26 protein-coding genes and 1 pseudogene are annotated in these 26,093 nt (G+C 54.7%); 26 read left to right on the plus strand and 1 reads right to left on the minus strand.

Going from position 1 to position 26,093, the window contains the following annotated elements; translation table 11 throughout:
* Positions 1–108 precede the first annotated feature (108 nt).
* The 24 genes from H8S11_RS10190 (at position 109) to H8S11_RS10310 (ending at position 22,232) form a co-directional block, all read left to right on the plus strand.
* On the plus strand, positions 109–459 hold the full coding sequence (locus tag H8S11_RS10190) for an Imm51 family immunity protein (protein WP_436233176.1): 351 nt from the start codon (positions 109–111) through the stop codon (positions 457–459).
* Positions 449–778, plus strand: a complete 330-nt coding sequence (locus tag H8S11_RS10195) for a hypothetical protein (RefSeq protein ID WP_186853060.1) — start codon at positions 449–451, stop codon at positions 776–778. The genes H8S11_RS10190 and H8S11_RS10195 overlap by 11 nt, the downstream gene beginning before the upstream one ends.
* An 18-nt stretch (positions 779–796) precedes the next feature.
* Positions 797–1,114: a DUF6881 domain-containing protein gene (locus tag H8S11_RS10200; protein WP_186853061.1), complete on the plus strand. Its 318-nt coding sequence runs from the start codon at positions 797–799 to the stop codon at positions 1,112–1,114.
* On the plus strand, positions 1,111–1,521 hold the full coding sequence (locus tag H8S11_RS10205; protein ID WP_186853062.1) for a DUF6966 domain-containing protein: 411 nt from the start codon (positions 1,111–1,113) through the stop codon (positions 1,519–1,521). The genes H8S11_RS10200 and H8S11_RS10205 overlap by 4 nt, the downstream gene beginning before the upstream one ends.
* 11 nt (positions 1,522–1,532) lie before the next feature.
* Entirely contained in the window at positions 1,533–1,829 is a 297-nt protein-coding gene (locus H8S11_RS10210; protein WP_243201020.1) for a hypothetical protein, read from the plus strand.
* A gap of 672 nt (positions 1,830–2,501) precedes the next feature.
* On the plus strand, positions 2,502–3,479 hold the full coding sequence (locus H8S11_RS14295) for a hypothetical protein (RefSeq protein ID WP_366461145.1): 978 nt from the start codon (positions 2,502–2,504) through the stop codon (positions 3,477–3,479).
* A 15-nt stretch (positions 3,480–3,494) separates the two neighbouring features.
* Positions 3,495–3,863 (plus strand): hypothetical protein, encoded by a 369-nt coding sequence (locus H8S11_RS10220; protein WP_186853064.1) that lies wholly within the window; start codon positions 3,495–3,497, stop codon positions 3,861–3,863.
* A gap of 13 nt (positions 3,864–3,876) precedes the next feature.
* A complete protein-coding gene (locus H8S11_RS10225; protein WP_186853065.1) occupies positions 3,877–4,725 on the plus strand; it encodes a hypothetical protein in 849 nt (282 codons plus the stop codon).
* 25 nt (positions 4,726–4,750) lie between these two features.
* Positions 4,751–5,101, plus strand: a complete 351-nt coding sequence (locus H8S11_RS10230) for a DUF6547 family protein (protein WP_186853066.1) — start codon at positions 4,751–4,753, stop codon at positions 5,099–5,101.
* Between the two features lie 15 nt (positions 5,102–5,116).
* Positions 5,117–12,325, plus strand: a complete 7,209-nt coding sequence (locus H8S11_RS13960) for an immunity protein Imm33 domain-containing protein (RefSeq protein WP_243201021.1) — start codon at positions 5,117–5,119, stop codon at positions 12,323–12,325.
* 45 nt (positions 12,326–12,370) lie between these two features.
* Positions 12,371–13,144: a hypothetical protein gene (locus H8S11_RS10245; RefSeq protein WP_186853067.1), complete on the plus strand. Its 774-nt coding sequence runs from the start codon at positions 12,371–12,373 to the stop codon at positions 13,142–13,144.
* A 73-nt stretch (positions 13,145–13,217) separates the two neighbouring features.
* Positions 13,218–14,081 (plus strand): CbrC family protein, encoded by an 864-nt coding sequence (locus tag H8S11_RS10250; protein WP_147571323.1) that lies wholly within the window; start codon positions 13,218–13,220, stop codon positions 14,079–14,081.
* 28 nt (positions 14,082–14,109) lie between these two features.
* Positions 14,110–14,388, plus strand: a complete 279-nt coding sequence (locus H8S11_RS10255) for an Imm32 family immunity protein (protein ID WP_147571324.1) — start codon at positions 14,110–14,112, stop codon at positions 14,386–14,388.
* The gene (locus H8S11_RS10260) at positions 14,385–15,497 is read left to right on the plus strand and encodes a hypothetical protein (protein ID WP_186853068.1); all 1,113 of its coding nucleotides are present in this window, start codon (positions 14,385–14,387) and stop codon (positions 15,495–15,497) included. The genes H8S11_RS10255 and H8S11_RS10260 overlap by 4 nt, the downstream gene beginning before the upstream one ends.
* Before the next feature lie 53 nt (positions 15,498–15,550).
* Complete coding sequence (locus H8S11_RS10265; protein WP_186853069.1) at positions 15,551–15,940, plus strand: hypothetical protein; 390 nt, start codon at positions 15,551–15,553, stop codon at positions 15,938–15,940.
* A 51-nt stretch (positions 15,941–15,991) separates the two neighbouring features.
* Entirely contained in the window at positions 15,992–16,726 is a 735-nt protein-coding gene (locus H8S11_RS10270; RefSeq protein ID WP_243201022.1) for an SMI1/KNR4 family protein, read from the plus strand.
* 53 nt (positions 16,727–16,779) lie between these two features.
* Positions 16,780–17,130 (plus strand): hypothetical protein, encoded by a 351-nt coding sequence (locus H8S11_RS10275; RefSeq protein ID WP_147571328.1) that lies wholly within the window; start codon positions 16,780–16,782, stop codon positions 17,128–17,130.
* 66 nt (positions 17,131–17,196) lie between these two features.
* The gene (locus H8S11_RS10280; RefSeq protein WP_186853071.1) at positions 17,197–17,712 is read left to right on the plus strand and encodes an SF0329 family protein; all 516 of its coding nucleotides are present in this window, start codon (positions 17,197–17,199) and stop codon (positions 17,710–17,712) included.
* An 18-nt stretch (positions 17,713–17,730) separates the two neighbouring features.
* A complete protein-coding gene (locus H8S11_RS10285; RefSeq protein WP_186853072.1) occupies positions 17,731–18,090 on the plus strand; it encodes a hypothetical protein in 360 nt (119 codons plus the stop codon).
* A 14-nt stretch (positions 18,091–18,104) separates the two neighbouring features.
* Positions 18,105–18,764: a DUF3885 domain-containing protein gene (locus H8S11_RS10290; protein ID WP_186853073.1), complete on the plus strand. Its 660-nt coding sequence runs from the start codon at positions 18,105–18,107 to the stop codon at positions 18,762–18,764.
* Positions 18,765–18,792: 28 nt separating this feature from the next.
* The gene (locus tag H8S11_RS10295) at positions 18,793–19,572 is read left to right on the plus strand and encodes a hypothetical protein (RefSeq protein ID WP_186853074.1); all 780 of its coding nucleotides are present in this window, start codon (positions 18,793–18,795) and stop codon (positions 19,570–19,572) included.
* Positions 19,573–19,582: 10 nt separating this feature from the next.
* Positions 19,583–20,296 carry a hypothetical protein gene (locus H8S11_RS10300; RefSeq protein WP_186853075.1) on the plus strand — a complete coding sequence of 238 codons (714 nt, stop codon included), beginning with the start codon at positions 19,583–19,585 and terminating at the stop codon, positions 20,294–20,296.
* A gap of 185 nt (positions 20,297–20,481) precedes the next feature.
* A complete protein-coding gene (locus H8S11_RS10305) occupies positions 20,482–21,357 on the plus strand; it encodes a spondin (protein ID WP_186853076.1) in 876 nt (291 codons plus the stop codon).
* Positions 21,354–22,232 (plus strand): DUF4261 domain-containing protein, encoded by an 879-nt coding sequence (locus H8S11_RS10310; RefSeq protein WP_186853077.1) that lies wholly within the window; start codon positions 21,354–21,356, stop codon positions 22,230–22,232. Before H8S11_RS10305 ends, H8S11_RS10310 begins: the two co-directional genes overlap by 4 nt.
* A gap of 619 nt (positions 22,233–22,851) precedes the next feature.
* Here H8S11_RS10310 and H8S11_RS10315 read toward each other — a convergent pair.
* Positions 22,852–23,367: pseudogene (locus tag H8S11_RS10315) on the minus strand (O-acetyl-ADP-ribose deacetylase); the annotation flags it as partial.
* 260 nt (positions 23,368–23,627) lie between these two features.
* Here H8S11_RS10315 and H8S11_RS10320 point away from each other — a divergent pair.
* Together H8S11_RS10320 and H8S11_RS10325 are read left to right on the plus strand one after the other, a co-directional pair.
* Positions 23,628–24,296, plus strand: a complete 669-nt coding sequence (locus tag H8S11_RS10320) for a response regulator transcription factor (RefSeq protein WP_186853078.1) — start codon at positions 23,628–23,630, stop codon at positions 24,294–24,296.
* Positions 24,274–25,776, plus strand: coding sequence for a sensor histidine kinase (locus H8S11_RS10325; RefSeq protein WP_186853079.1), 1,503 nt, complete (start codon positions 24,274–24,276; stop codon positions 25,774–25,776). Before H8S11_RS10320 ends, H8S11_RS10325 begins: the two co-directional genes overlap by 23 nt.
* Positions 25,777–26,093: the final 317 nt, after the last annotated feature.

Genomic DNA, 26,093 nt, shown 5'->3' on the forward strand with positions numbered 1-26,093 from the left:
GAAAAGGAGAACACCATGAAAGACCTTTGCCAATACGGAAATAGGCAGGATAATGAATGGGAAATCCTGCCCTGGATACCTGATCCGCGCCCGCCATTCAAAATTTGGGTGAAACCAGAGCAGATCGCGCCATTCTTTCTCATTCCCCACCACCCCTATGCGATTTCCCTTCTGCTGAAGATCAGCGACGGATTCCGAACAGAGGCATTCCGGCGGCTGGGACTGACTGGCAGCAGCGGGGACTGGGAGCGGCTGGTCCGGGGCGTGATCCGAGAGTTTGAGGAAAACAACAGCGGCGTGGATCTGTTTCACTTCGACTCCGACGAAGATGTGTTCTGCGTGTACTCCTTGTACATCGACGATTTGATGCTGCTGTCCAAGATGATCCGGGCGGTCTGTGACAATGAAAAAACAATGCGGACTTATCCGGGCATAGGAGAGGTGGAACATGAGAAATAAGGAGCAGGAGCTCGCATGGCAAAAAGTAATAGAAGCCTGCATAGAGGATGTAAAACACCACTTCACTGACATCCAGCAGGCCGTCGAATTTGGCTGGTACATCCAGTCGGACAACTACTTTGTGTCCTATATTTTTGCCACTGACGCACAATTAAAAGCGGCACAGCAGAGCGGTCTGACGGAACAGATCAATTCCTATCACAGAGAGCAACTGATAAAGCGTCATTACCCCATTGAGGGAATCAAGGACTGCACCTTTGCCTCTCAGGAGGAATGTGACCGGGAATTTGGCGGGAATTGGTATTACTATTTCAAATGATAGGATGAGGGCATCAAGATGATTGAATACATCAAGCTCTTTTGGGAGGGCGCACCGGGGGAAGAACCGCCGGTCATCCTCTATGAAGTGGATACAGAAAATGAGCGGCTGGTCCTCCGTTCCATTGACATCTTTGCGGATGGCAGCACCCGCAACATCCCTGACCTTTACGACGGTGCTATCGAGATCACGCCGATCCCCACCGTGGAGGAATTGAACGCCCATGTCTGGGGCGAGGAGTTCCACGCCTGCGTCATAGAGAAAGCGGAATTTGAGGCTATCTGGCAGAATCACACCTACAATGAAGAATTAAAGGGGACGGGAGAAATTGGATGAAACAGACCGATATTTATACCGAGGCTCTAATCTGTCTGCGGTCGATTTTACAGACGGACCACCCGGAATTCAAAAACTGGATCGACTGGCTGGAGCGGGATATTGAGGACTGGACCCAGCGGCGGGAGGTCGCCCACCATCTTCAGGCATACGGCGGCATGGGTTCCTTCAACGACCTGCCCAGTATGCGTGGAAATCATGACTATATTTTCGACTTTCTCAAGTCCGTGTGCTATGCCTTCGGCCATCTTTATGGCAAACGGGAAGGCATTTCTCCAGAAGCGTTGATGAAAGAATGTGTCCATGATGCCGAACAAGCATCTTATCACCCCCGTAAAGAGCTGAACCAAGCCATTGCCCAGCACTTGATGCAGGGCGATTTGCAAGAGAATCTGGATCGGATGTAGGAGGACAAACGATGGTTCAAGCGTGGCGCAAGGTGAATTTTGGCACTGGAACAGTCACCTTTTTGGATGACACACAAAAAGAAGATATGCTGCAAGTGGAATATCCAAACGGATTTTTGTTGGATATGGGCTGGTATCAGGACAGATACATCATTTCCATCATTCATAATTTTGATTGGACGCATCCAGTCAAGCGGTATGAAGCGGCAGATAGGGATCAACTTCCTGCGCTGTTGACAGAGGCGGCTCACAGTGTAGAACGGGCATCTCAAAATGACAAAGTGGAGAAATGGCGCAAAGAATCGTGAGGTAAGCGTATGGCAAAAGACATCAGGGAGTGCCTGCTGGAGCAGGCAATAAAGTTCCATCAATGGCAGGAAGCCACTTATCCCGGCAAAACCAGCGAGGAACTCGGCGGTGAGTGGGAAGTCGATTATCCATACTGGAATGACACTTACAGCGCCTTTTGCCATGTGTTGACCCAAACGGATGCAGAAACGGCAGACAGCGTCCTACTGGATGAGATGGTCTATCTGATCGCCAGGGACAACGAAGCGGAGGGGTTTATACAGGAGAGCACTTCCCATCCCAAATGGTTTGAGTGCCTCTGCCGCAGGGCCGCAGCCTCCAATGAGAATGAGGCCAAGTGGCAGTTTGCCGCCTATCTGCCGGAATGTCCGTGCAGCCAGGAAGTCAAAGACATGATCCTGGACTTCGCAAAGGACCCCAATGAATATGTGAGCCGTCGGGCGCTTTTGGCGATGCCCGCTCTGCGTCCTGACTGTGTGGAACAATTTGCTCCGCTGTTTTGGGAGCGCAACTGTTACTCTCCTGAACTTCAGGAATACCAGCGGATCGCTGTTCTGATTTCGCTGGACGCCATCCATTCCGACCTGCTTCCACAATACTTGGAGCGGGCCAAGCAGGATGGTCGGAGCTATCTGCTGGAACACGCAAAACGAATCGAAGGAGGACTTGCCATGAACGAAAAACTGTCCCGTCCCCAATTCAATCAAATGGAAACCACCGAGAAGCAGGCACTGATGGAACGCCTGGCTGCTCGTTATACTATGACCTTTCTCGGTCTACATACTTTTGACCGCTGGGGCCAGAGCTGCACCACCGGTATCTTCGAGAAAGATGGCCGGGAGTTCGTCTTTGTCCCCGGTGATACCGTTACCCTTGGCTTGGAACAGTTTGCCGTGGGGCTGAATCAGGAGAGCCGGGAGGAGTTGGAGTACCTGTTTCAGGAGTGGGAGATGGAACCGCAGAACCCGGAGGAGATGGTCCGGGAAAGCATGGCTCCCGTTCGGCAGGCGGCCATTGGCCCCATGCTGGTGGGCCGGGAGCTGGAGGAACTCTGCTGGGAGCCGGTCAAGATGGACGATCCCAGGCTGACTGCCCACCCTGACTGGCTGAAGGAATTCCGTGATTTTGCCTGGAGTGACAGCAGCAGTCTTACCTTGCATCAGTCGGCCCGCATAGAACGGACAGAAGATGGATTTCAGACCTGGATCTATAACCGCACAGACTACGATGCGCTTCTTGCCAGGCTGGAAAAGCAGGGGCTTTCGCTGCCCACGGCGGACGAGTGGGCCTACCTGTGTGGCGGCGGATGTCGGACCCTGTTCCCATGGGGAGATGGGTTAGACTACTCCATGCGTCTGCACTGGTTTGAGGACATGGATGAGGATGAGAACCGGCCCTATGACATGGAGGAACCCAACTTCTTCGGCCTGTCCATCGCCTACGATCCCTATATGCGGGAAGTGGTGCAAGCTGATAGACTTACCACCTGCGGCGGTGACGGCGGATGCAATATCTGTGGTGGGCTGGGCCCATTTCTCGGTTTCCTGCCCTGTTCGCCTCACTGTAAGCCGGAAGTGCAGGAGGACAAGGAACTGAACGGAGATTATGACTTTTATCGGCCCATTATCCGGGTGGAGTTTGATAGATAGACCGGAGTGATACGAATGGAAAAAGAGAATCTTGTTTGCCCCTCCTGTGGTCAGTTGGCGGCACAGATGAAGGAGGACGGCAGCATCTCCCACCGCCAATATGACCAGCTTCTCCAGAAACTCATGGAACTGGAGCGGCAAGGTGACATGGAACTGTTCGCCGGTGACTGCCCACTGGAGGATACCGGCGCGGTGCTGGACGCTGAACAGCACTATACCGCCTGCCACTATATGCAGTGCCGCAGCTGCGGAGCCCTCTACTTTGTGGGAGCCTGCATCCGGGGTGCGCCGGTCTTTCGGCAGGTGGCAGACATCAGAAAGGAAAACCTGGACACCCGGCTGTGGGGCCGATGTGGAGCCTACTATTTACAGAAAAAAGACTGAAGGAGGTATCCACATGGATGTCGTGAAACTTCCCAAGAAAGTCCGCATGGTCTGCTATGAGATCATGGATGGCAGAGAAGGGGCCTTGGACACTCTGGAATCCTTTGCGGATAAATACCCCCATCAGGTAGCAGCGGTCAAGGCCGAGGTCGCCTATTTCAACCTGGACTATGAAAAGGCGCTGGCTTTGGATCTGACCATCCTTCCCTGGCTGGAGGAGTGGTATTACAGCAATGTGAGCGATGAACACATGATTGCCATGACAGTGGCCGCCATCCAGCTCCACCGTGAGCAGGAGCTGATTGAGGCGCTGACAAAGGAACAGGCTCGCATCCGGGCTGAGAACGGCCTTCCCCAGCGGGTTCGGTTCTGTGACATCCTGATGGACTACCTCAAGCGGGGCGTTATGCCCTTTGCAGACAACGACAAGAACTACCCCTACCATGAACCGGAGGAACCACAGACAAAGGAGCAGCTCTGGGCAAAGCTGGCGGAGCAGCATAAAAAGCTCTCGCCGGACGATCCCGATGCCAGGCGGAAGCTCTATAACTACTGCTGTATGTTCGGAACCGCCAGGGATGCCGTAGATTTCTTTGAGGAGATTCAGGGCGTGCCCCTGGCTGACTCCTCCTATCGGGACGCAATCGCCCGCTATCTCTATCTGGGCGAACGGGAGAAGGCGGTCCAGACAGCGGAGCGGTTGGCAACATCGCGGCTGTGGGCGGTTGCCGGGCCGACCCAGGTGCGTCCTATGTCTTTCTTTGAGGACCCGAACCTGCGGGAGTTCTTGCTGGAACCGGAATCCCTCCGGCGCATCCGGGAGGCTGCAATCATTGATGACGGGAACTTAATCCGAAAGTAAATTACTTGGGAATGGAGGATTTAACATGAGTAAGGAACTTGAACTATATAAAGCATTTATCGACGGTCTTGTGGAGCGGAAGGATAGCATAACGGCCCGGTGGGTCAAGGGGGATGGCTTTCCCAAGACGGAGGACAATAAGACGAAAAACGATTTTTTAGCCACACTGACCCCAGAACAGAAAGGTATAATAACCGAGATGCTTCAGGACGAACATATTGCGGGTATCCACAATACCCTTGCATATATCAATGAGATGATGGATCTGGAGGGGCTGGAGCTTCATCAGGACGGTGAATCCTATCCCAACGACTATTTTGAGAGCCTGCACTATGACTTCATCAGCCGTTGCGACGGCGATGAGTGGCCGGAATAATAGGAGGTGTGACAAATGTATATCAAAAAATACTGGGGCAGCTTTATTGGCGGTTCCGATGACAGTCTGAACCTTGTGGCATTTTTAGAGGACCAGAAAAAGGAGGAGATCCCCCTCAGCGAGATTTTTGCGAAGATCGGTCTGGACAAACAGAACTGGGACTTCCGCCAGACCTTGGAGTATCTGGAGTTCACCCACTCCAATGGCGTAGAGATGGACTTTCACTTCGCCATTGATGTAGTCACCGATCTGGCCGCCATTCTTTTGGAGTGCGGCATCAGCGGCAGGGTAAACCTCCACGATCTGGACGAGTACAACACCCCCTCCCGCCGTATCCGCATCACCGCCACACCAGAGGAACACGACGCTATGGACAAAGTTCTAGCGGATTTCGCCCAGAACCCACTGGAATATGACCTCAGTGAGATGATGGACGACGAGGAGATCCAGGAGATGGCTCGGGATGTGGAGGCCCTGCGGAAGGAGCTGTATGAGTCCGCCGGCCGCAACCGCAGCTACCATGTGAAAGCGGAGGATGTGAAACATCTGCTTCCCGACTGGGAGGGCGCCGATGGCTGCATCGCCACCAACCGTATCACGGTGGAGGGCTGCAAGGTTGGCTACTGCTACCGTGAGGAGCCGGACGGCGACTGGGACAGCGGCTGGCGCTTCACCGCTGGTGACGAGAGCGAGGCGTACATGGACGACCCCAACAATGCCGGGATCTACAAGCTGAATACGATCTGCAACGACGATCCCGACATCATCCCTCTGCTGAACACCCCCGCTCCCTGCGCCTTTGAGCGGGATGAGCATGGTGTGTTCCAGCAGATCAAAGACTGGAAACCGGAACAGGACGAGGAGGAGCCTGATATGGACATTTTGAAGCAGTGCCAGAAGTGGAATGAAAACGACGAATATCAGAAGATCATTGACGCGCTGGAGGCCATCCCCGCCCAGGAGCGCACCCCTGAGGAGGACAGCGAGCTGGCCCGGGCTTATAACAATTTGGCAGACCCATATAAGCCAGGTGGCAAGGATATGCTCAAGAAGGCCATCGCCCTGCTAAAGCCCCACGCGGAATATTTCGAGGGCGACCACTGCTGGAACTTCCGCATGGGTTACTCTTACTTTTATCTGGATCAGGAGGGCCGGGCTCTGCGATATTTTGAAAAGGCATTGGAAGCCCGCCCCGGTGATGAGGACACCAAAGAGTTTATTGACTGGTGCAAGAAGGGCATTTCCCTACCTCAGTTCTCGGAGTGCTTCCGGGAGCGGACAGAGGACTGGTGGGAAACCTTTGCCGAGATGGAAGCAGAATTGCGCCAGATGATGGACGAGGACAAGGATCACACCCGCGGCGCAGAACTCGTGGCCGAAATGGAGGAAACCCTGAATCTGGTCTTTGATGAGATCTCCTTTGAGATGGGCTTCAATGGCGAAAAATATGAGCTGATCCTCACCCCGGAGGGGGACAAGGTCAAGCTGTTTGAGCTGGTCTACTTCCAGAAGCACGCCCCCAAGGAGGTGCTGGAACACTGGAACATCCTGGTAGGCCGTCAGCCCCTCCAGAACATCGGCCTTCGCACCGAGGATGGCTGGGAGATTTCCGGAGAGGATGTGCAGCTCTGGCTAGAGGAGCAGGGGGAGAACAGCTTCGCCATCTCCGTCTACTGTGAAAAGCTACTGCCCATGCTCCGGGAGGAGGAAGGCCGGGCCTGGTGGATGCTCACCACCCTCACCGACCAAGTGCTGGGTGAGATCCCCCACATGAGATACATAGACAGCTTTGATATGCTGGAGGAACCCAAGGCAGAGCCGTCCTTCCTCCTGTCCCAGCTGCCCGACAAACTGCGGGAGCAGGGCCTGGAGCTCTCCACTGATCCGGAAGCCTATCTGGAGAGCTATCTTGGCTACGAAATGAAACCCAAGCAGGACCCGGACGCTGACTGGCGGCTGGATGTAATGGCCGGTTCCACCTGCTGTGTGCCCCTGATCAACAGCTATCTGAATGCCGACAATGATTTTATGGATGATCTCCATGCCGACGGCGCGGTGGCGGGCTTCTTCTGCTATCCTCTGGATACCCTGCGGGAGGAGGAAGGAACGGAGAAGATCTTCGACTTCCGGGACAAGCTGGAGGAAGTGCTCACCGCCGGGGACGGCCCGGAGGTGCTCACCCTCACTGGCGGAGCCACCGGCCTCTACTGCGGCTATGTGGACTTCATTGCCTGGGACATCCGAGAGGCACTGAACATGGCGAAAGCGTTCTTTGAGGACAGCGACATCCCCTGGGCCAGCTTCCACACCTTCCGCCGTGAGGCAGGTACAGTGAGCCTGAAAACACCGCCCCAGAAGGAACCGGACGATGAGGAGCAGGCCCCCGAGCTGGACGAAACGCTGACAGGCATGGACTATATCCCTTACACTCCGCAGAACGAAGAAGCATTCTTCCAGCAACTGGAGCAGTGGAACGACGAGGACGAGTACACCCGCTGCATCCAGGCATTGAACGCCATCCCGGAGGACTGGCGGAACTACCGCACCGCCTACGCCCTGGCACGGGCGCTGGAGAACTATGCCATCATCGGGGACCACGACGAGGGCACCCCCAACTACAAGGGGGACAAGGCCCTGCTGCGGGCCATTGAGGCACTGGAGTCCGTCCGGGAGGAGGGCCGGGACAAGGCGGAGTGGAATATGCGGATGGCCTACGGCTATCAGTATCTCCACGGGCAGGAGGAAAAGGCCATCCCCTACGCCCGGCGGTGGGCGGAGCTGGACCCGGAGGACGAAAATGCCCCGGCGGTGATTCGGGAGTGCAGGGCGGAGATCCGGAAACGCCAGCGCAGCCGGAACAAGAAGGCCAAATTCGTACCTGGCAACACCCCGTTCGAGGGCTTCGACCTCACCAACTTCTGGGATGATAATTGGTATGCGCTGAAGGAGTATGTCAGTGAGCCCCCCTCTGACGAGCTGATCGCCAGCGTGGAGGAGGAGCTGGGCTACAAGCTTCCCGCCGCCTATATCTGGTTGATGAAGCGGCACAACGGCGGGATCCCGGTGAACACCTGCTATCCCTGCGATGAGCCCACCTGCTGGGCGGAGGACCATGTGGCCATCACCGGCATTTTTGGAATTGGGCGGGAAAAGAGCTGCTCCCTCTGCGGGGAATTGGGCAGCCAGTTTATGATCGACGAGTGGGAGTATCCCGCCATCGGCGTGGCCATCTGCGACTGTCCCAGCGCCGGGCACGATATGATATTCCTGGACTACCGGGCCTGCGGCCCCCAGGGAGAGCCTGCGGTGGTCCATGTGGATCAGGAAAACGACTACAAGATTACCCATCTGGCAGACAGCTTTGAGGAATTTATCCGGGGCCTGGAACATGAATCCCTGTATGATCCGGATAAAGAAGATACAGACGATCTCGACGAGGAAGATGACGCTGACGGGGAGGAAAACAGCCACACAGGCGTCTTCACCGGCTTTGTCCTCCTGTCCAAGGCAGAATGGGATAAAGAGCAGTTCATCCGGGACATGAAGGAAAAGTGGGACATCACCGTGGATGAATACGACACCAGCGAGGAAAAGGACGATGACGCCCTGGTGTTTGAAGTAGGCGATATGCTGGCCGCCGTCAGCCTGGCCTCCTCTCCTATCCCCGGTGGTGAGGCTGAGGTAAATGCGGAAAACAACTATATGTGGGAGGATGCAGTCCAAGTGGCCAAGGAACACCGTGGCCACATCATGGTAGCGGTTCTGGGCAAGGAGGAGAAAGTTCTGGAGAAGGGCAAGCTGTTCACCAAGATGGTGTCCGCCTGCTGCCGCCAGAAATATGCCACCGGCATCTACACCAGCGGCGTGGTATTTGAGCCCCGGTTCTATGAGGGTTTTGCCGATATGCTCAAAGAGGACGAACTGCCCATCTTCAACTGGGTCTGGTTCGGTCTGTACCAGAGCGAGGGCGGCTTGAACGGCTACACCTACGGCATGGATGTGTTCGGCAAGGAGGAGATGGAGGTGCTGAACGCCGACGCCGAGCCGGAGGATCTGCGGGACTTTTTGGCCAGCCTTGCCTCCTATGTGCTGGCGTGTGATGTGACGCTACAAGACGGCGAGACCATCGGTTTTGCGGCAGATGATAAGCACACCATCACCCGCAGCCCCGGAGTCTCTCTGCCGGAGGAGCAGATGACCCTGAAAATCAGCTGGGAGCCGCTGGATGACGGCCCGGATGATGACGGTGGGGACGGTCCGGAGGGTGAAGGACCTCAGGATGAGGAGCCCGGCCAGCCCGAGACAGGTTCCCTCCTTTCAGCGGAGGATATCGAAGTTTTGGAGTCCTTTGATGACGGTGCATCGGGCTATTTCGGGAAAATGATTCAGTGGCTGGATAACTTTATTGAACAAGGCATTCAGGAAGGAAGATTTACAGAAAAACAGGCCCGTCAGGATCTTCAAATCGCCCTGTGGTACTCCTTCGCTTACAACAATCTGGACTCCTACCGCTGCTACTGCAAGGCAGCGGAGTGGATGAAGGACTCGGAACAGAACGCCAAAGGCTGCGCTGCTTGGTACTACCGCTACTCTGTGGCCCTCATGTACTGCGGGAAACTGAATGAGGCCATGGAATATGCCGAAAAAGGCGCTCGGGAGGAACCAGACTACCCCTGGGTGTGGCTTCAGGTGGGCAAGCTGCGGGCCCACTTTGGAGATAAAGCCGGGGCTTTGGAGGCGGTGGAGCGGGGCCTTGCCATAGAGCCCGGAGACCACGAATTTACCGTCTTACGGGAAGAGATCGAAACCGGTGCCACCCTGGAACAGATGGAGTATCACTGGATCAACCCGGATCTGGATTGGAAACTCCAGATGGGGTTGGATGAGGACGCTGATGACAAGCAGCGCTCCATTTCCTGCATCACGGTCAGTCAGAAGGGGCTGGAGGACTTCTGGAAGATATTCGGCCCTAAGCCGGAGGAATACGAACCAAATAATCCCTTCACCCATTTCCCTTACAGGAATATGGATCTGGTATTCCAGATGAACGAGGGCGGCATGTCCAAACTGAGCCCAGAATGGCTGTGGAAACTAAAAGGTTGGCTGGATAGCGGGGACTGGCTGGAGCGAAAACACCCGGACGGCAGGGTTGCCCGCCTGGACACAGTATTGGTTGGGCTGGACTGCCGCATCGGTCTTCTTTACAAGTTGACGGATCAGGAGGAATACTTCCAAATTTTTATCAATCCAGATGGCACGGAGCAGACAGACACCCTCTGGTCCTCGGAAGGAGGCAGCCAGCCCGAGGTCTACACCGAGGAGGAGATGGAGGCCGTCGAGGGGCACATCCAGCAGTATTTCGGCAAGTTCGAGAATGTGTTCCACGAGCTGGTTTCCCCCGACATCCATGTGGACATCTGCGTGGTGCCGCCCACAGAGGAGCGGGATTACTACACCCTGGTGACGATGGGCATGGGCGCCCACCGGATGAATGTGCCGGAGGAGCTGGCGGAGTACAAGCTGGAGCGGGCGGAGCTAGCCATCGCACTGCCTGCGGACTGGAAACTGGATCAGGAGTCCATGAAAGACGAAAAGTGGTACTGGCCCATCCGTCTGTTAAAATCCCTGGCCCGTCTGCCCATCAACTGTGACAGTTGGTTGGGGCATGGTCATACGGTGGAGAACCGGGAACCATTTGCAGACAACACCAAGCTGTGTACTGCTACCCTGATCGGTCCCCAGGGTACGGAGGATGGCTGCGAGGTCTGCACCCTCCCAGGCGGCGAGGAAATCAACTTCTATCAGGTCATCCCGCTTTATGCGGATGAATTGGACTATAAACTGGAACATGATGCAGACGCTCTGCTGAACAAGATGAGGGGGATCAGTTTTGTGGTAAACCCCACCCGCCAGGATGCTGTCACTCGTGGTACCCTTTCCAATAATGATTTTGACGGTGAGATGGACGACGCTTCCTATCACCTTGAGAGCATTGAGGAGAAGGAACTGCCCATTGACCCCATCAATGCTTATAACCACATGGCTATCTACTTGCGCTGGTGCATGGAGCACGACCTGATGGGCGAGGACTTTCTGAAAGAATACGGCGAAGTGGCCAAACAGGTCAAAGCCGACCCTGCTAGCGTGGATCTGCGGGCGTTTATCCGGGATGAGCTGGACGGCTGTCTGTTCTCTGTGCTATTCAATCAGCAAGGCCGCGCCTTTGCGGGCTATTACTACGGAGAGGACGACAGCCCCTACTATCCCGCCGATGTTGACGACAATGCCCACCGCTTCTTCGGCCCGGAGCGGTATCACTCCGATGAGTTCCGGGATGAAGCCTACCTGTTCATCCCCTTTGATGAGGACTACTACCAGGCCATGGCAAAGGCGATTGAGGAACGCTTCACCAACTGGCAAGGACAGGACTTCGACGAGGACACACTGGAACCCTCCGAACTGGCTGAGGCGTTGATGGAGTATCTGGACTGTGAATGCACCTATTTCCCCTCCATGAAGGACGATGACCCCATTATGGCCGCTTACGGTTATGCCAAACGGGAAAGTGTCAAAGAAGGCTTTGTGCCGGTGCTCATCAAGGCGGATGACGAAACGCTGTTGGAGTGTCTGGTAATGAACGCCGACCCGGAGCATGATGCGGATTGCTATGAATTTGACCTCAAAACCGTGGAGGAGTACCGTAAAAAGATGCTCTCCGCCCCCATCAAGGACAGCAAGGCAGTTCTGGAGGAACTGGTCGGCCAGCGTAAAGCGGAGGCCGAGGATGACGATATGGACTGGGATGAGGAAGTCCTGGGCGAGATGGAGGGCGGCTATGACAATGACCGCTTCTCCTGCTATTGGGATTCGGACAGCCACATGACCTATCCTCTCATTCTGGCCAAGATCCCGGTGAAGAACCCCTGGGAAATCTTCGCCTACCTGCCCTTTGGAAACTGGAATGAGTGTCCTGACACCCCGGACCTGATGGCAGTGGCGAAATACTGGTTCGAGCAGCATGGTGCCATCCCAGCCGCCATGAGCCACGATGAACTGGAGTTCCTGCTCCCGGCCCCTGTTTCCCAGGAACAGGCTATGGAAGTTGCCGCAGAGCAGTACGGCTTCTGCCCGGACATCGTGGACCAGGAGCAGGATGACCCCACTGTGGGCAATCTGGCGGATGTCCTGCGGCAGTCCACCGTCTGGTACTTCTGGTGGGATTGATGGGCTGTATCGGAATGACAGAATAGCAACGATAGGAGGAACGTTATGAAAAACTTGCAGATGCTGATAACGTGCTGTTTCCTGGTACTGCTGACTGCCTGCGGGCGGGAGGGCGGCGGCACGGCCCAAACCCCTGTTGCTTCAGAGGAGATCACAGAGAGTATCACGCAAATGCCGGATGAACAGGAGAGTGAAGCCATGCCGGAAAATATGGAATTGGGGATCACAGTGAACGACGTCTATTATCCGATTCCGGTTTCTTTGAAGCAGTTAACCGAGGATGGGTGGAAAATCAGCGGGCAGACACCCTATTTCCTGGAGCCGTTTGTGGGTGAAGAGTATTACGAAACGCGGGCAGATTGGTCCCTGACAGAGGATGGGCAGGGGATTTTGCCGGGTGGGTCCATCATCCGGCTCCTGGAAAAAGACGGGGTGTTGTTAGAGGTGACCATTACAAACCAGGTGTCCACAGGGTCGGATACGCCACCTCAAAAAATCGAAGATGGTGTGGTAGATTCTATGGTGGTTTTTTATGATGAGAAACACACCAGCATCAAATTGGATAATCAGGAACTGAACCATGTAACCCAGGATTATTTGATTGAGAGGTATCCTTCCAGTGATGGTTGGACTCATCTTCCCAACACATACAGCGATCATCCAGAGTTTGGGATTTCCACAGAATATACCATCGAAAATGATTTGAACCAGTACAACAACAGTATCACGATCTATTTCGATTTGGAGAACAGACCGTTCAAAGTAAGTGTATGGAACGAGACCCCTCTGGACCAGGTGGAGCTGCCCCCACAAACATGACGGGCGGACTCATGTTTCCAGAGAGTGGTCTACGGTTTGGTGCTTCTGGTGGGATTGATGGGAGGTACGCCCGATGACAGAATATCAGAAAACCTACATCGAACTAAAAAAGCAGTTTTCCGCAACCGACGGCGGTCCGGACAGTGTCCGCGCTCTCTATGCCTTTAAGGAGGAACTGGAGCAGACCGAGGACCGGCAGGCCAAGGAAGTGCTGGTAGATGTGTATGATCTGCTGGACTTCAAGAAGGATGCCTATGAACTGCTCTGCCAAATCGGCAAGCGCTCCGATAAAAAGACCCTCAAGCGGCTGGGCGTCTTGAAGGACTATGTGGAGAGCTGGGGCAACCACTATGCCATCCCCAAGCCCAAAACACCGGAGGAAAAGCAGAAGGAGAAGGAGCGGCGGGCCCAGCTGGGCCTGCCCACCTTCCGGTATCATCCGGACCCTCTGGAAACCGGCGCTTTTGAGGAGTCCGCAGATGGCGTTGTCTGCGACTGCTGCGGCAAGACGACCCGCATTTTCTATACCAATCCGTTCTTTTCTGTGGAGGAAGTTGCGTATCTGTGTCCGGCGTGTATCGCCAGTGGCGAGGCGGCCCGGAAATATGACGGCAGCTTTCAGGACGATTACTCTGTGGATGATGGTGTAGACGATCCGGAGAAGCTGGACGAGCTGATCCACCGCACCCCCGGCTACTCCGGCTGGCAGCAGGAATATTGGCGCGCCCACTGCGGTGACTACTGCGCCTATCTGGGCCATGTGGGAGCCAGAGAGCTGCGGGCACTGGGTGTGCTGGAGGGGGTGCTGGACGACACCATGTGGGACGAGGAACAGAAGGAACTGATTCAGGAATCCGTAAACGGCGGGCATCTGCAATGCTATCTGTTCCAGTGCCTCCACTGCGGAAAGCACCTGGTCTGGATGGATTTTGATTGAGAAGTTTTCAAAAGGTGGGATACAAGCGATGACAACCAAAACACTGACTATTCAATGGAATGAGGAACAACTGCCCATCCTTCCGTTAGAGCCGGAAGCCCACCTCTCCTTTGCCACCCATGATGACGGAAATGAGTTGGAGCTAACAGGAAACCGGGCTGGGCTGCTCCTATTGGCGAAAGCCGCTCTTGGTATGGCGGAAACCATTCGTGAGGATGGATTCCACATCCATCTGGATGACCTGTATAGCATCAACGCCGAGGGAAAAAGCATCCTGATCCGAAAGGAGGAACGGTCAAAGCCATGATGGAAAAAACCTTCCTCAACCCCGCTACAAATAAGCAGTGGCGGATTGAAATTGACGGCCATACCATCCGAACCTGCCCCAATGGCGGGAAGGTCAAGGAGATCCTGTGTGACTCCGCCTTCCAGGTCAAGAGCAAGGCGGCCAGCGCCATGATGGGCCAGATGCGGAAAGGATTCGTCTATCAGAATCCGGACGCCGCTGTTGGGCAGGCGCGGTGCCATCGGTTTGTCGGAAAGGACAGCAACGGCTTCATGCCTCTGGCCGCCGCCCTCACACGGGATGACTTCTTCCTGACGCGGGTGGTAGGCGATTTTGAGGACGAGCTCCTCTATCACTTCGATGGCAATGGGAAGATCCTCGAAACGATCTCTCTGGGCGCCAAGCGGATGACCTATGAGCAGGTCCTCTGCCCCAATGATACTCTGCTGCTGAACAACAGCTATCTTTTGGAGCAGTTCTCCCTCCGCACCCATGCGGTCACCCCCTTTGCCAGCAAGAAAAACAGCATGAAGGCCATGCTGGACCAGAGCGGCGACCTGGCCCTGTGGTACACAGGCGAGGAAATCGTGGTCTTTGACTTTGGCAGCAACACAGAGGTGTGGCGGGAAACGGTAAAATGCAAGAAGTCGAAGAATCCGAATTTTGCCTATTACTGCTTCGGAATGCTCTCGCCCCGTCAAAGCAAAGCGGCCTACCGTGTCACCGAGGGTGAGTATGTGCTGGTCGATTTGAAGTCCGGCCAAAAAGTAGTGATCCCCAATGAGGGCTGGCATCCCTTCTTCTCCCCGGATGACCAGTGCTTCTCGGTGGGCGGCAGGTTCTATCTGACCCAGACCGGAGAGGAGATGACCAATCCTTTCCCGTTTTCTGTCCGGCAAGGGCTGAGTTTTTCAGATACCTGCACGGTGCGGACAAGTGGCAGCCTGATGGCCGTTCAGCAGGAGCGTGGCAGTTCCCCCATAGAGGTGTGGGATACCGGCAGCGGCCAGCTGCTGGCCACCATTGACGACCCCTTTGTGGTGCGGCAGGTGAGTTTTTCCTTTACCAAGAGCGGACTTGTCCTGCACACCGATTATGGGGCCATGAGCATCTATTCCTGCCCCCTCTGAAACGGAGGGATGAACTATATTTATTTTTACGATGAGAAAATGGAGGGGGCACAATGAACTTTAACGAAGCAATGCAAATGCTTGGAACCAAGTTGCAAGGAAAGTACGGGCATTTAGGCTTCAAGTATAAAAAATCCGACAAAACACTTACAAAGCACAGTAAAAATTTCACATATATGATTGCGTTTTCCTCATTCGGCGGGAACACAAAGGATAGCATAAGCATAGAGGTTTGCTATATAATCAACACCCGTCCATACGACCCTTATGGTTACGCCAAACCAGACGCCAACACACAACCACTGTTTTACAGTTTAAGAGACAATGAAATATATCTTGATATAGGAAATGAAGAAAAAATTAACAATGCCTTTGAGATTGTTTGTCAGTGGATGGATAAATTACTGATTCCAAAAATGAATGAGCTTTGTGCTACCGAGTAATGTGGAAGTTAAGGTTGGGAAAGAGCGTGGACACCTATGGACAAAGAATCATTGACAGTAAAACTCCTGGACTTGGCTGAGGGACGGGAAACACCTGAAACCTGGCAGAACTGGTGGGACGAACATGAGACGGAGTTGGAAGCCCTGCTGAGTCGGGGTGAATTTCTGAAACTGAAGCCCTGCCGGCATGGTTTTCAGTGGGTCCCGGTGTTTGGCAGCCAAAAGGGAGCCATCGCCATTCTGGAAAAGAGCGGCACAGCATTTGAGGCCAGCGATCTCTACCAGGATCGGTATCTGGCGGAGCTGGACGCTTTCTGCAAGGAGCAGGAGCGAGTGCAGCGGGAAAAGCAAAAGGAATTCAAGACCAGCAACCCGGAGCTGTTTCGACGCTACCCCAAGTTCTCCAAGGCGTTGGCAAAGGCGCTTGACCCCTCTGATGAGATCCAGCCCGCCGCCACGGAGGAGCAGATTGCAAGTCAAGAAAGCGTGCTGAACTTCACGCTCCCGGCCCAGGTTCGGGAGTTCTTCCTGCTGACCGCAGGCATCAATGTATCCACAGGCGTGACCATTGATTTGTCCGACTTGTTCGATCTGACCATCCACGGAGAGCGGTATTGTGTGCTGGGCGAGTTCTGGAAAGAAGCGGACGGCGACCAGCTCCTGCTCCGCCCCGGAGAGGAAACCATCTGGTACTACGCCCATGAGCAGGACAAGGTAAAGCGCCTCTGCAATGATATGACAGAACTGCTGGAGAAGAAACTGGCGAGGTATCTCAATGAGCAATAAAAACAGCGCGGTGATTGAGGGCCGAACTGTAAATCAGCGAAGGAAGAATGGAAATGACATTAGAAGAAATGTTCTGTGATCTTTATGATAAATATAGTAAGGATTTTAACTGGTATATGATCCCCTTCACACAGGCGGACGGGGCATTTGTTGCTGAACTAAACAAAGAAATAGGACAAGACCACTTCTTATACGGCAAAAAAATCTGGGCGGTTGCGAAGTGCGAATCCAATGATGATGTGTTATATGTTCTCAGAAACGGAATAGGAAGAGACATTTACTATCTGTTTCATTTGACTTATTCGGCACAAAATGCGGACGGATTTCCCCGGTATGAGGAGTTTGCAGATATATTTGCAGTAAAAGAATTTATAGAACGATCATATATCGAGGATTATATGTAATCTTCAAATTTCAATTTATTGGGAATCTACCTTACCCGCAGCGGCAGCAGAAAGGAGGCGGTCACTATGTCAACTTGGAGCGGAATGCGGAACAAACTGGAAAGTGACTATCTGTGTCCGGCGCTCCGGGGCCACATCCAGTATTTTGCCACCAGTTACAGCAAAAGTGCTGACCATGAGGGCCGGGCAGCCATTCGTGTGGACGGCGTGGAAGTGCTGCGGAGCAACTACTACACCTATTTTGAGAATGTGTGGACGAAATTTCATCACCTGCGGTCCACAACGCTGAAGGATCACGACTCCGCAAAAGAGGCCATCAACCAGGCTCATGCCTTTGCGCTGGAGCAGGGTACCTTTGACCAAAAGGTGTTCTATGAGGCGTTTGGTATCTTTGACAACCAGAGCATTGAGAAAAGCCTTGTCAGCGAGAATCCTCTTGTCCGCATCTTTGCCCTTCTGGACCGCAGGCTGGGAAAGCGCCGCCTGCTGGCTTTGGAGGAATCCATGGAGCAGGAACTGGACTGGGTACGGGCCTTCTATGTGATCCGGATGCAGGCAGAAGGGCTGATGGAAAAAGAATAACATTTAGGAGGAACTGCCATGTCACAGATTGCATCCTTTTATCTTCTCAAAGGCGGCCAGCGGCAGGAATTACCCAACGGTAACTGCTCCGGCTCGGTCTATATGGCCATCTGGGACTGGTGTGAGCGCGAGCTTGATCTGGATGTCCGTTTTCCTGCTCCCCAGACGGAGGACACCCTGGACTGCGCTCTGCTGGAGGGAGAGCTGGCGTCTAAACTGCTGGCAGTTCTGCGGGAGCAGGACCTCCCGGAGCTGACCGCTGAAATTGCCCCAGACTGGGATCTGCCCACCGAGGCGGTGCAAAGCGGACTTGAAACGCTGCGCTCCCATCTGGAACTGGTGCGGGGCAATACAGCCCTGCTGTATGAAATGTTATAAGACGGAGGGATACCATGCTGGCAAAGCGGTTTGAACACATTTTACATGATCTGGGCATGGCTGGGCTGGAACACCCTTTGTTCTACCATGCGCCGGTGGGCATTCGGCTTGAGATTGGCGGAGATGAACCAGTCTATCTGGAATGCACCTATTTGGACGAGAACACCGAGAAACTAACTCCAAATCCCGCCTATGTTCAAGGCGCACTGGAGCGGGCGATTATGATCTACCGTAACCTTCCAGCGCCGCCAGGTATTCTGCGAATTGACGGGTATCCCGAGGAAAAACCTGTCGAGTCCCTGCTGACGGCCATCCAGCAGAGGGCCGCACTTCCTGCCCCGCATGAGCAGATCACAGCGACCATGATGGACGAGGACGGGGATACATATGCTCAAGTACAGTTTTACTGGGATCTCAGCAAAATCAGCTTTCAACCGGAGCGGCTTCTCCAGGAGATCATTCTGGGGGACATCGGCGGCTGGAACGGCTTTGTGTCCAGCGTCTATCTGACCGGGCCGGGGCCATTCCTCTACCACCTGTACGATGACCGTGGGTTGGATATACTGGGCGGCTCACGGGAACTGCTACTGCCGCTCTATCATCAATTCCATGACTGGATCTTGGAATACAATCTGGAGAAGATTGACCGACTGTTCGCTCCGGCAAAAGAATGACCGTACAGACAAAAAAGGAGGCATCACGATGGGACTTGATATCTACGCCGGAACATTGACCCGGTACTATTCTCACAACTGGAAAACCGTTGTCCAGCAGTGGGCGGAGGAAAACGGATACGCCTTTAACCGGATCACGCCGGATGGAGAACCCGCTGACAACGAGGAGAATCTGTCCCCGGCCGAGGTCCAGGCGGCGGTGGAGAACTGGCGGGATCAGATCTTGAGCGCCATTTCTCAGCCGGACCAGCCCCCCTACACCCCCTGGCCGGAGGATAATGAGAAGCCCTATTACACGGACAAGCCGGATTGGGATGCCTTCGGCGCTATGCTGCTGGTGGCCGCCTGTCGTACATACGAGGAACCGGTGCCACCTACTGTGGAGAAAGACTGGGACTTCATGGAGAACCCTATTATCGCCCGTCTTTCGGCAGATAAAGAACGGGTTTGGTCATTGTTTCGCGGTGCTACATGGTGGATTCCTTTGTCGGCCAGCTTCCTGTTCCAAGGACCGCTTCCTACCAACGATACAGCCACAATTGGTACGGTAGGAGGGCTTCGAAAAGAGCTGGAGAAGCTGAACCAGCTGGCGTGGCAGGCCGATGAGGATACCATCCTTGATTGGGCGGATACGGAGGGATACCCGGTAGACGGAACCATAGACGCAGATGGGCAGTACAGCAAGGCGGACATCCCGGAACACACCCAGTATGACACCCAATCCCTGGCCAAGTTCGCCTTCTCCATGTTCTGGCGGGCCATGCGATTTGCCGAGGAACAGCAGGTTCCCATTTTACTGGATTTTTAGGGAGGTTTTTATGGGATACGACGTGAGTTTTCACCCGATTTCGCCGGAAGAAATGCGGGAATGGTATTTTACTCCCCTTACTTGGATACAGCAGGGACAGGAGGAAAAGGTACTGGCCCTTGCCGCACGGCATGGAATGGAGGATTTCTATGCGGAAAAGTATCTGGATACCCTGCGGGTCGGGGCGGGGACAGAGCCGGATGAATTGTTTGATAAGAGCCACGGCTTTTATATTGCGGTAATCCAGGGCTTTTTCCGGGATTACTATTACACCAGAGGCAGTGCCTTTTCTTTCTTGGTGGAGCAAAAGCCGGAATATGCCCGGTACTTCACCCCATGGACACAGGTGGTACCAACCTTCTTTCCCAATCCAGCAAAAAATCGGATCATCGAAAACTACTGCTCCGGTGTATACCTGTCTCCGGATCAAGCCGCACAGCTTCTCCGGGATATGAAGCAGGGGCCGAAGGTTCTGGAAGATATGGAGAGGCTTTGGAGCGATGGGCAGCTTGCGGTGCTGAAAAAGGCCCTCACCGCCGCCGTGGAGCTGGGTGCTGGCCTGCTGGAAGCCACTGAGGTAGTGGAGCCCAATCCCATCCGCCCCAATGAGAGTACAAGCTATTCCAACCTGTACCACTGCGACCGGGATGGGGTATATCTCTACATAGACATGGCTCTGAAACAGATTAGCCAAACAATGGAGAGGAGTAAAGACCATAGTTGAAAACAGAAAATTGATAAGAAGGAGAAGCGATGGATGAATGGAATCATCCTTTTGGTGGGCGTTTTATTGTTCGCGATACTGATAATGTTGCTTCTTACAAAGCAATGGGGTGGTCTGATCCTCTTTTTCCTTGCCCTGTATTTGATTTTCAAATAGTGGATGAACTTTGCCTGGAGGTGGGTACTATGGAACAAAGACGCCCTGCGGACATCTTTGCGGAGGCCCTGGACTACCTGTGGAATGGGCTGGGCTTGGAGGAAAAGGGCTGGAAGCGGCTGAAAAAGGGCGACTTCAAAAAGAGAACAAAAAACGGCCTGACCTATCAGATCTGGTTTGATAGGAGCCGATACAACTACCTGGACTATGAGATCGGTCATGGAAATGTGGAGGTAGGCTTCACCTGCATCATTAAGCTGGGGGATGACCGCCTCTATTCTTTTAAAATAGAATCCACAACAGGCGGTTCGTTCTTCCGGATGCTGACAGAGGATCTGCGGCTGGACACCGGGCTGCTGGACACCTTCCTGCCCCTGATCAAAGCCCACTACCTCGATTTTATCGACCGCTTTGAGGCGGACCCGGCAGAGGCGCTCCAGCCGGTCTGCGCCCCCTTTACCCAGCCGGAGGATTACATCTGGCGCATTCATGTGGATGAGCAGATGGTGGAACGGTACGGAACGGCGGAGCAGCTGGCGGAGTACCGCCGTCAGGCGGAACTGCGCGGAACGCCGGAGCACAAGGCAAAGAACTGGATGGGCTCGATGTTGTTCCACCTCTCCCACTCCGATGATGTGGATCACGCCTGGGCCTCAAGCCGCACCAGAGCGGAGCTGGACCAGGTGGTGGACCCCTTTGTGCAGGCCAAGCGGCAGACAGGACAGTGGTCGCAGGAGGATGAGGCGGGCTATCAGCTCTACCGGCAGGAGACAGACCCGGAGAAACGCACCTTTCGGGTCTGGTATCTCATCGCCAACCCCCGGGGCCTGCCGAAAGAGTTTGTCCAGAAAGAACTGGAGTTCCGGTGGAAGCTGTTCCCTCAAAAGAAGGAGGAGACCAAATGAGCAATAAAGTGTTCCAGCAGAACCTGGATGACAAAAAAGGCCCCCAACCCGGCGGCCCTTATCTCATTCAGATGCTGTTCAAAGAGCCGGCAGATATGCCGGACAAGGATGAAATGACCGCTGTGATGGAAAAGCACATCGGCGCTGTAGAGTGTTTCTGCCGCGACAAAAAGATGGCCGGCTATGCCGCCCTGGATCATATTGCGGAATTTCAGGACGGTAAGTGCCCGGTACAGTTGATGGTGATGAAATGCGACAAGTTCAAGGGCAAAGGCTTTGACGCCTTCCTGATGAGTCAGATGTGGGACTGCCAGGAGGACCGGGAGCGGATCTTCCGGGAGTGCCGGTATCAAGTCGTGGCCACCGATATGCTGGCTGCGGCGCTTCCGGCGCTGGAGCGGGCCAACCTGGACGCCAACTTTTTGGAGGCTCTGGCAGAGCTGTATCCCACCTGCGAGGCGTTCTATTTCCAGAACTGTGGCAAGCTGTTTCTGGCGGAAGATGTGCGTTCCCACCAGATTGAGGGGCCGGACCGTTTCATCCGTTTCGGGGTCAATGTCCGCTTTTTCAACATCGAGGGCACCGAGGATATGCTCATCGATACGGTGGGCATGAGCACTTTGTTCCTGCCGGATCTCCAGTACCACTTCCACGGCATGGACCCCAACTGGGTGGTCAATCATGCCTACAATGTAGCGTCATATATTCTGGGGAACGATAATCCTATTAGCAACGGGGAAACCGTAGACGGCGTAGTAGACGGGAGAGTGAGCCGAGAGATCCAGTGGAAGTGCCAGTATGAGGATGCCCTGATCCAGCCGCCCAGAGGGGTGCTGGACATCAATATGGGGAAATATGCCTCGGGAGGACGATGATTTGATAGGCCGACTACCTGAGCAATCTAAGGGGATCTTTGTGTGTGCCAGCGCGCAGCATGGCGCACACAAAACCGCCTGATTATCCCTCTTATAAATTGCCCATTATCTCGGAAACAGACAGCGAAAAACGGTCCGTTAGGGTTTTCCTTCCCTAACGGGCCGTCCTGTTTTATTAGCTCGGTACCAGGCTTTCATATTCATGTGCGTTGCCCCACTGAGTTGCCTGACACATGGTGAAGCCGGGCACAGGCCAGCATCAGATACACTAGGAATGGCTGGCGTTTTATCCCAGATCTACCTCCCCATTTTGTACGACACACATTTACTCTTTTACTCTCGTCCACCAGAATATCGCACACCCTGCCGGTAATTCAGGTGCGGTCAGGATTCGCAGCGGGGCTGTTTCACTCCTTCCCCGGCCCCAGCCTCTCAGCAAGCTCTGACCAAAAATGGACAGGGCCATGTTGCTTGCATAGAAATTGTAATTCCGGAGTATGAAAAAATAATTTTATGAAGATATTGAATCCGCGCAGAGTCTGGGCAAAACTTGGAATCGATGTTAGTCTTTTTTGTCGTATTGGGGCCTCGCTCATTTATTTTCCGCAACAAGACAATGGTCTTCAGTATCATCGGCAAGGTCCGCAAAAAGCTTCCTGGCGATAGAAAAGGCCGTCCGGTCAAAGATCACCAGATAGACCGTCACGTCGTGGTCCAGCACAAAGTGCCCGATGATGTCCACAGCCACCTTCAGCGCCTGCTCCTTGGGGTAGCCGTACACTCCAGCGGAGATAAGCGGGAAGGCCACCGTCTGGCAGCCATGAGCCAAGGCCAATTCCAGGGAAGAACGGTAGGCAGATTCAAGCAGTTCCCGCTCCCCGTGGCGGCCGCCCCGCCAAATTGGTCCCACCGTGTGGATCACATATTTTGCAGGCAGCCGGTATCCATTCGTGATTTTTGCCTCTCCCGTCTTACAGCCTCCCAAGGCGCGGCACTCGGCCAGCAGTTGAGGCCCGGCGGCACGGTGGATGGCGCCGTCCACACCTCCGCCCCCCAGCAGGCTCTGGTTCGCGGCATTGACGATGGCATCCACCTTCAGCGTCGTAATATCATTTTGCACAATGCGCAGGGGCATAGAGGCGCCTCCTTCATTTCTATCAAAATCAAATTTCTGCCCATCCTTCTATTTGACCACAGTATAGCATCCTTCCTATGTTTTGTCGATAGAGGGCCTGGAGTTTGTCTGCCCCTATTATCCCTGGGATGCCTTTGTAAATGTCATGGGGGTCCACCTAAAGTCTGTCATTTTATGGGTCGTTCAAATTGATATGGAAGATAGGCTTCTTCATACGAAATTCATAAACCTGTACTATACTAGTATAGAGGTGATCTCACATGAAAAAAATCTTGGTCGTAGAGGACGAGCCGGACATCCAAGAGCTCCTGGGCGCTTATCTCAGAGACACTGGATATGACGTAGAGATCGTGGGAGATGGGGTTGCGGCTCTGGACCGCTTTCAAAAGGGGACCTTTGATTTGATCCTCCTGGACTTGATGCTGCCAAAAATCGACGGCTTCGGCGTATGTGAATTGATTCGGCGAGAGTCTGATGTGCCCATCGTGATGCTCACCGCCCTGGATGGTGAGGAGGAGCAGTTACGGGGCTTTGGTCTGGATGTGGACGACTATGTGACCAAGCCCTTCTCCATGCCCATCCTTCTGGAGAAGATTCGGGTAATCCTCCGCCGTTTTGACGTTGTGGAGAGTGACAGCCGACTGCACTACCGGGAGCTGGTGATAGACCCAGACGCCCGCGAGGCCCTTCTGAACGGCCGACCGCTGGAGCTGACCGCACGGGAATTTGAGCTGCTACACACCTTTGCCGCCGCCCCCGGAAGAGTGTTTACCCGGGAAATGTTGCTGGCCAAGCTGTGGGGTTATGACTTTTACGGAGATGAACGGGTGGTGGACAGCCACATCAAAAACCTACGCCACAAGCTGGGGGCCGGCTACATCGAAACGGTAAGGGGGGTGGGCTATCGTGCTGGGAAAACGGCTCGCTGAAAGCCTGACTGTCCGTGTTTTCCTCATTACTGTCCTAATTCTATTCGGTGCGGGGGCAGTGACCTTCGGTCTGATTGCCTGGGCCACCCCCAGCACCTATACCGCTGTTGTCAACGATGACCTGACACGGCAGGTGAAGGCCCTCGCAGTCAAGCTGGAGCAGTCCTCATATAGGGACTGTGGGCCTCTGTTGGACGATTTCATCCGTGCGTCCGGAGCCCAGGCTATGCTGGTCGGTCCGGACGGAGCGCTCGCCGACACTGGTGCCCAGTTGGCCGTCCAACCGCTGTATGAGGACAGCACCATGGTAATCACGGCATCCGGCAACTTGGGAGAGGCGGACGCCGCCATCGCCCGGGCAGAGGGTACCTCTGTGGCCGGTGATATGGTTTCCGTCACCATGTCCGAACAGGACACCATTGTCACCGAAGTACGGTTTTCCGATGGAGAGGATCCCTATTCTCTCTATGTCACCCCGCGGATGGAGGCGGAAAATCTGGCGGTGCGGGCGCTGGTCCAGATGGCCCCGTGGCTGTTGCTGGTGCTGCTGGTCTTTTCCCTTCTGTGCGCCTTTGGATACTCTCGCTATATCACCCGACCTATCGTCCGACTCAGCGGCATCGCCCAAAAAATGGCCGGGCTGGACTTCCACTGGGAGTGCGGAGAGCGGCGCCGGGACGAAATCGGGCAGCTGGGACGCAGCCTGGACCAGATGTCCCATCGGCTGTCCGCCTCCCTGGCTGAACTGGAGGCAGCCAACCAGACCCTGCGCGGAGAGATCGAACGGGAGCGAGAGCGCCAGCGGCAGCGGACGGCCTTCTTTTCCGCCGCCTCCCACGAGCTGAAGACCCCGGTCACCATTCTGAAGGGACAGTTGACCGGGATGCTGGAGGGGGTGGACGTGTACCGGGACCGGGACAAATATCTGCTCCGCTCCCTCCAGGTCACTGGACGGATGGAGAGCCTGATTCAGGAGATGCTGAACATTTCCCGTGTGGAACAGGGGATAGTAACCGTGGAGAGGGAAGCCGTGGGCCTGGCAGCCCTGTTGGAGAAACAACTTTCCCAAGATGCTGGGCTGCTGGAACAGCGGGGGCAGCGGCTCTCCGCCTGTCTGACCACCGAAATCACGGTAGTGGGGGACCCCTCTCTGCTGGGTAAGGCGGTGGGCAATCTTCTCTCCAACGCCGCCCTCTACTCCCCCGAGGGGGCCGAGATTCGGGTGTGGTGTGGCCTCCTGGATGGCTGCCCCGCCCTGACGGTGGAAAATACCGGGGCCCATATTGGGGAGGAGGCTCTCCCCCACCTGTTCGAGGCCTTTTACCGGGCGGAAGCCTCCCGGAACCGGAGCACCGGCGGCAGCGGCCTGGGGCTCTATCTGGTGAAAATGATCCTGGAGCGGCACGGAGCCACCTGCACCATTGAAAACACCCCAGAGGGAGTACGGGCGTCTGTCCGCTTTTTAGAAGAGGTATCATGAGAAAACCATTCCCTTCTCCCCCACTTTGGCCCCCGAATCATAACCACTGGCTGTGCCGGTGATTTCGATTGTAAAAAACACCGCTAGAAAAATCCACACATTGGAACGCTGATAGACACAATATACGGCCTTTTCCCAGCGCGAGAATTGAGCCGTGCGTTAATCGTCCCTCTGTTCAGCGAAGACAGCGGGAGAAAGCAGGCCGCAAAATCAGGAAACCACCATTCGTCAGGCCTCATCTCCCCAATCTACCGTTGGCGGAAGCATATCACGCTTTGTATACCAAATCCATATTCCCTCTGAATCTCCACACAAAA

The sequence above is a fragment of the Flintibacter hominis genome (genome assembly GCF_014287965.1).
Lineage (GTDB): Bacteria > Bacillota > Clostridia > Oscillospirales > Oscillospiraceae > Lawsonibacter > Lawsonibacter aceti.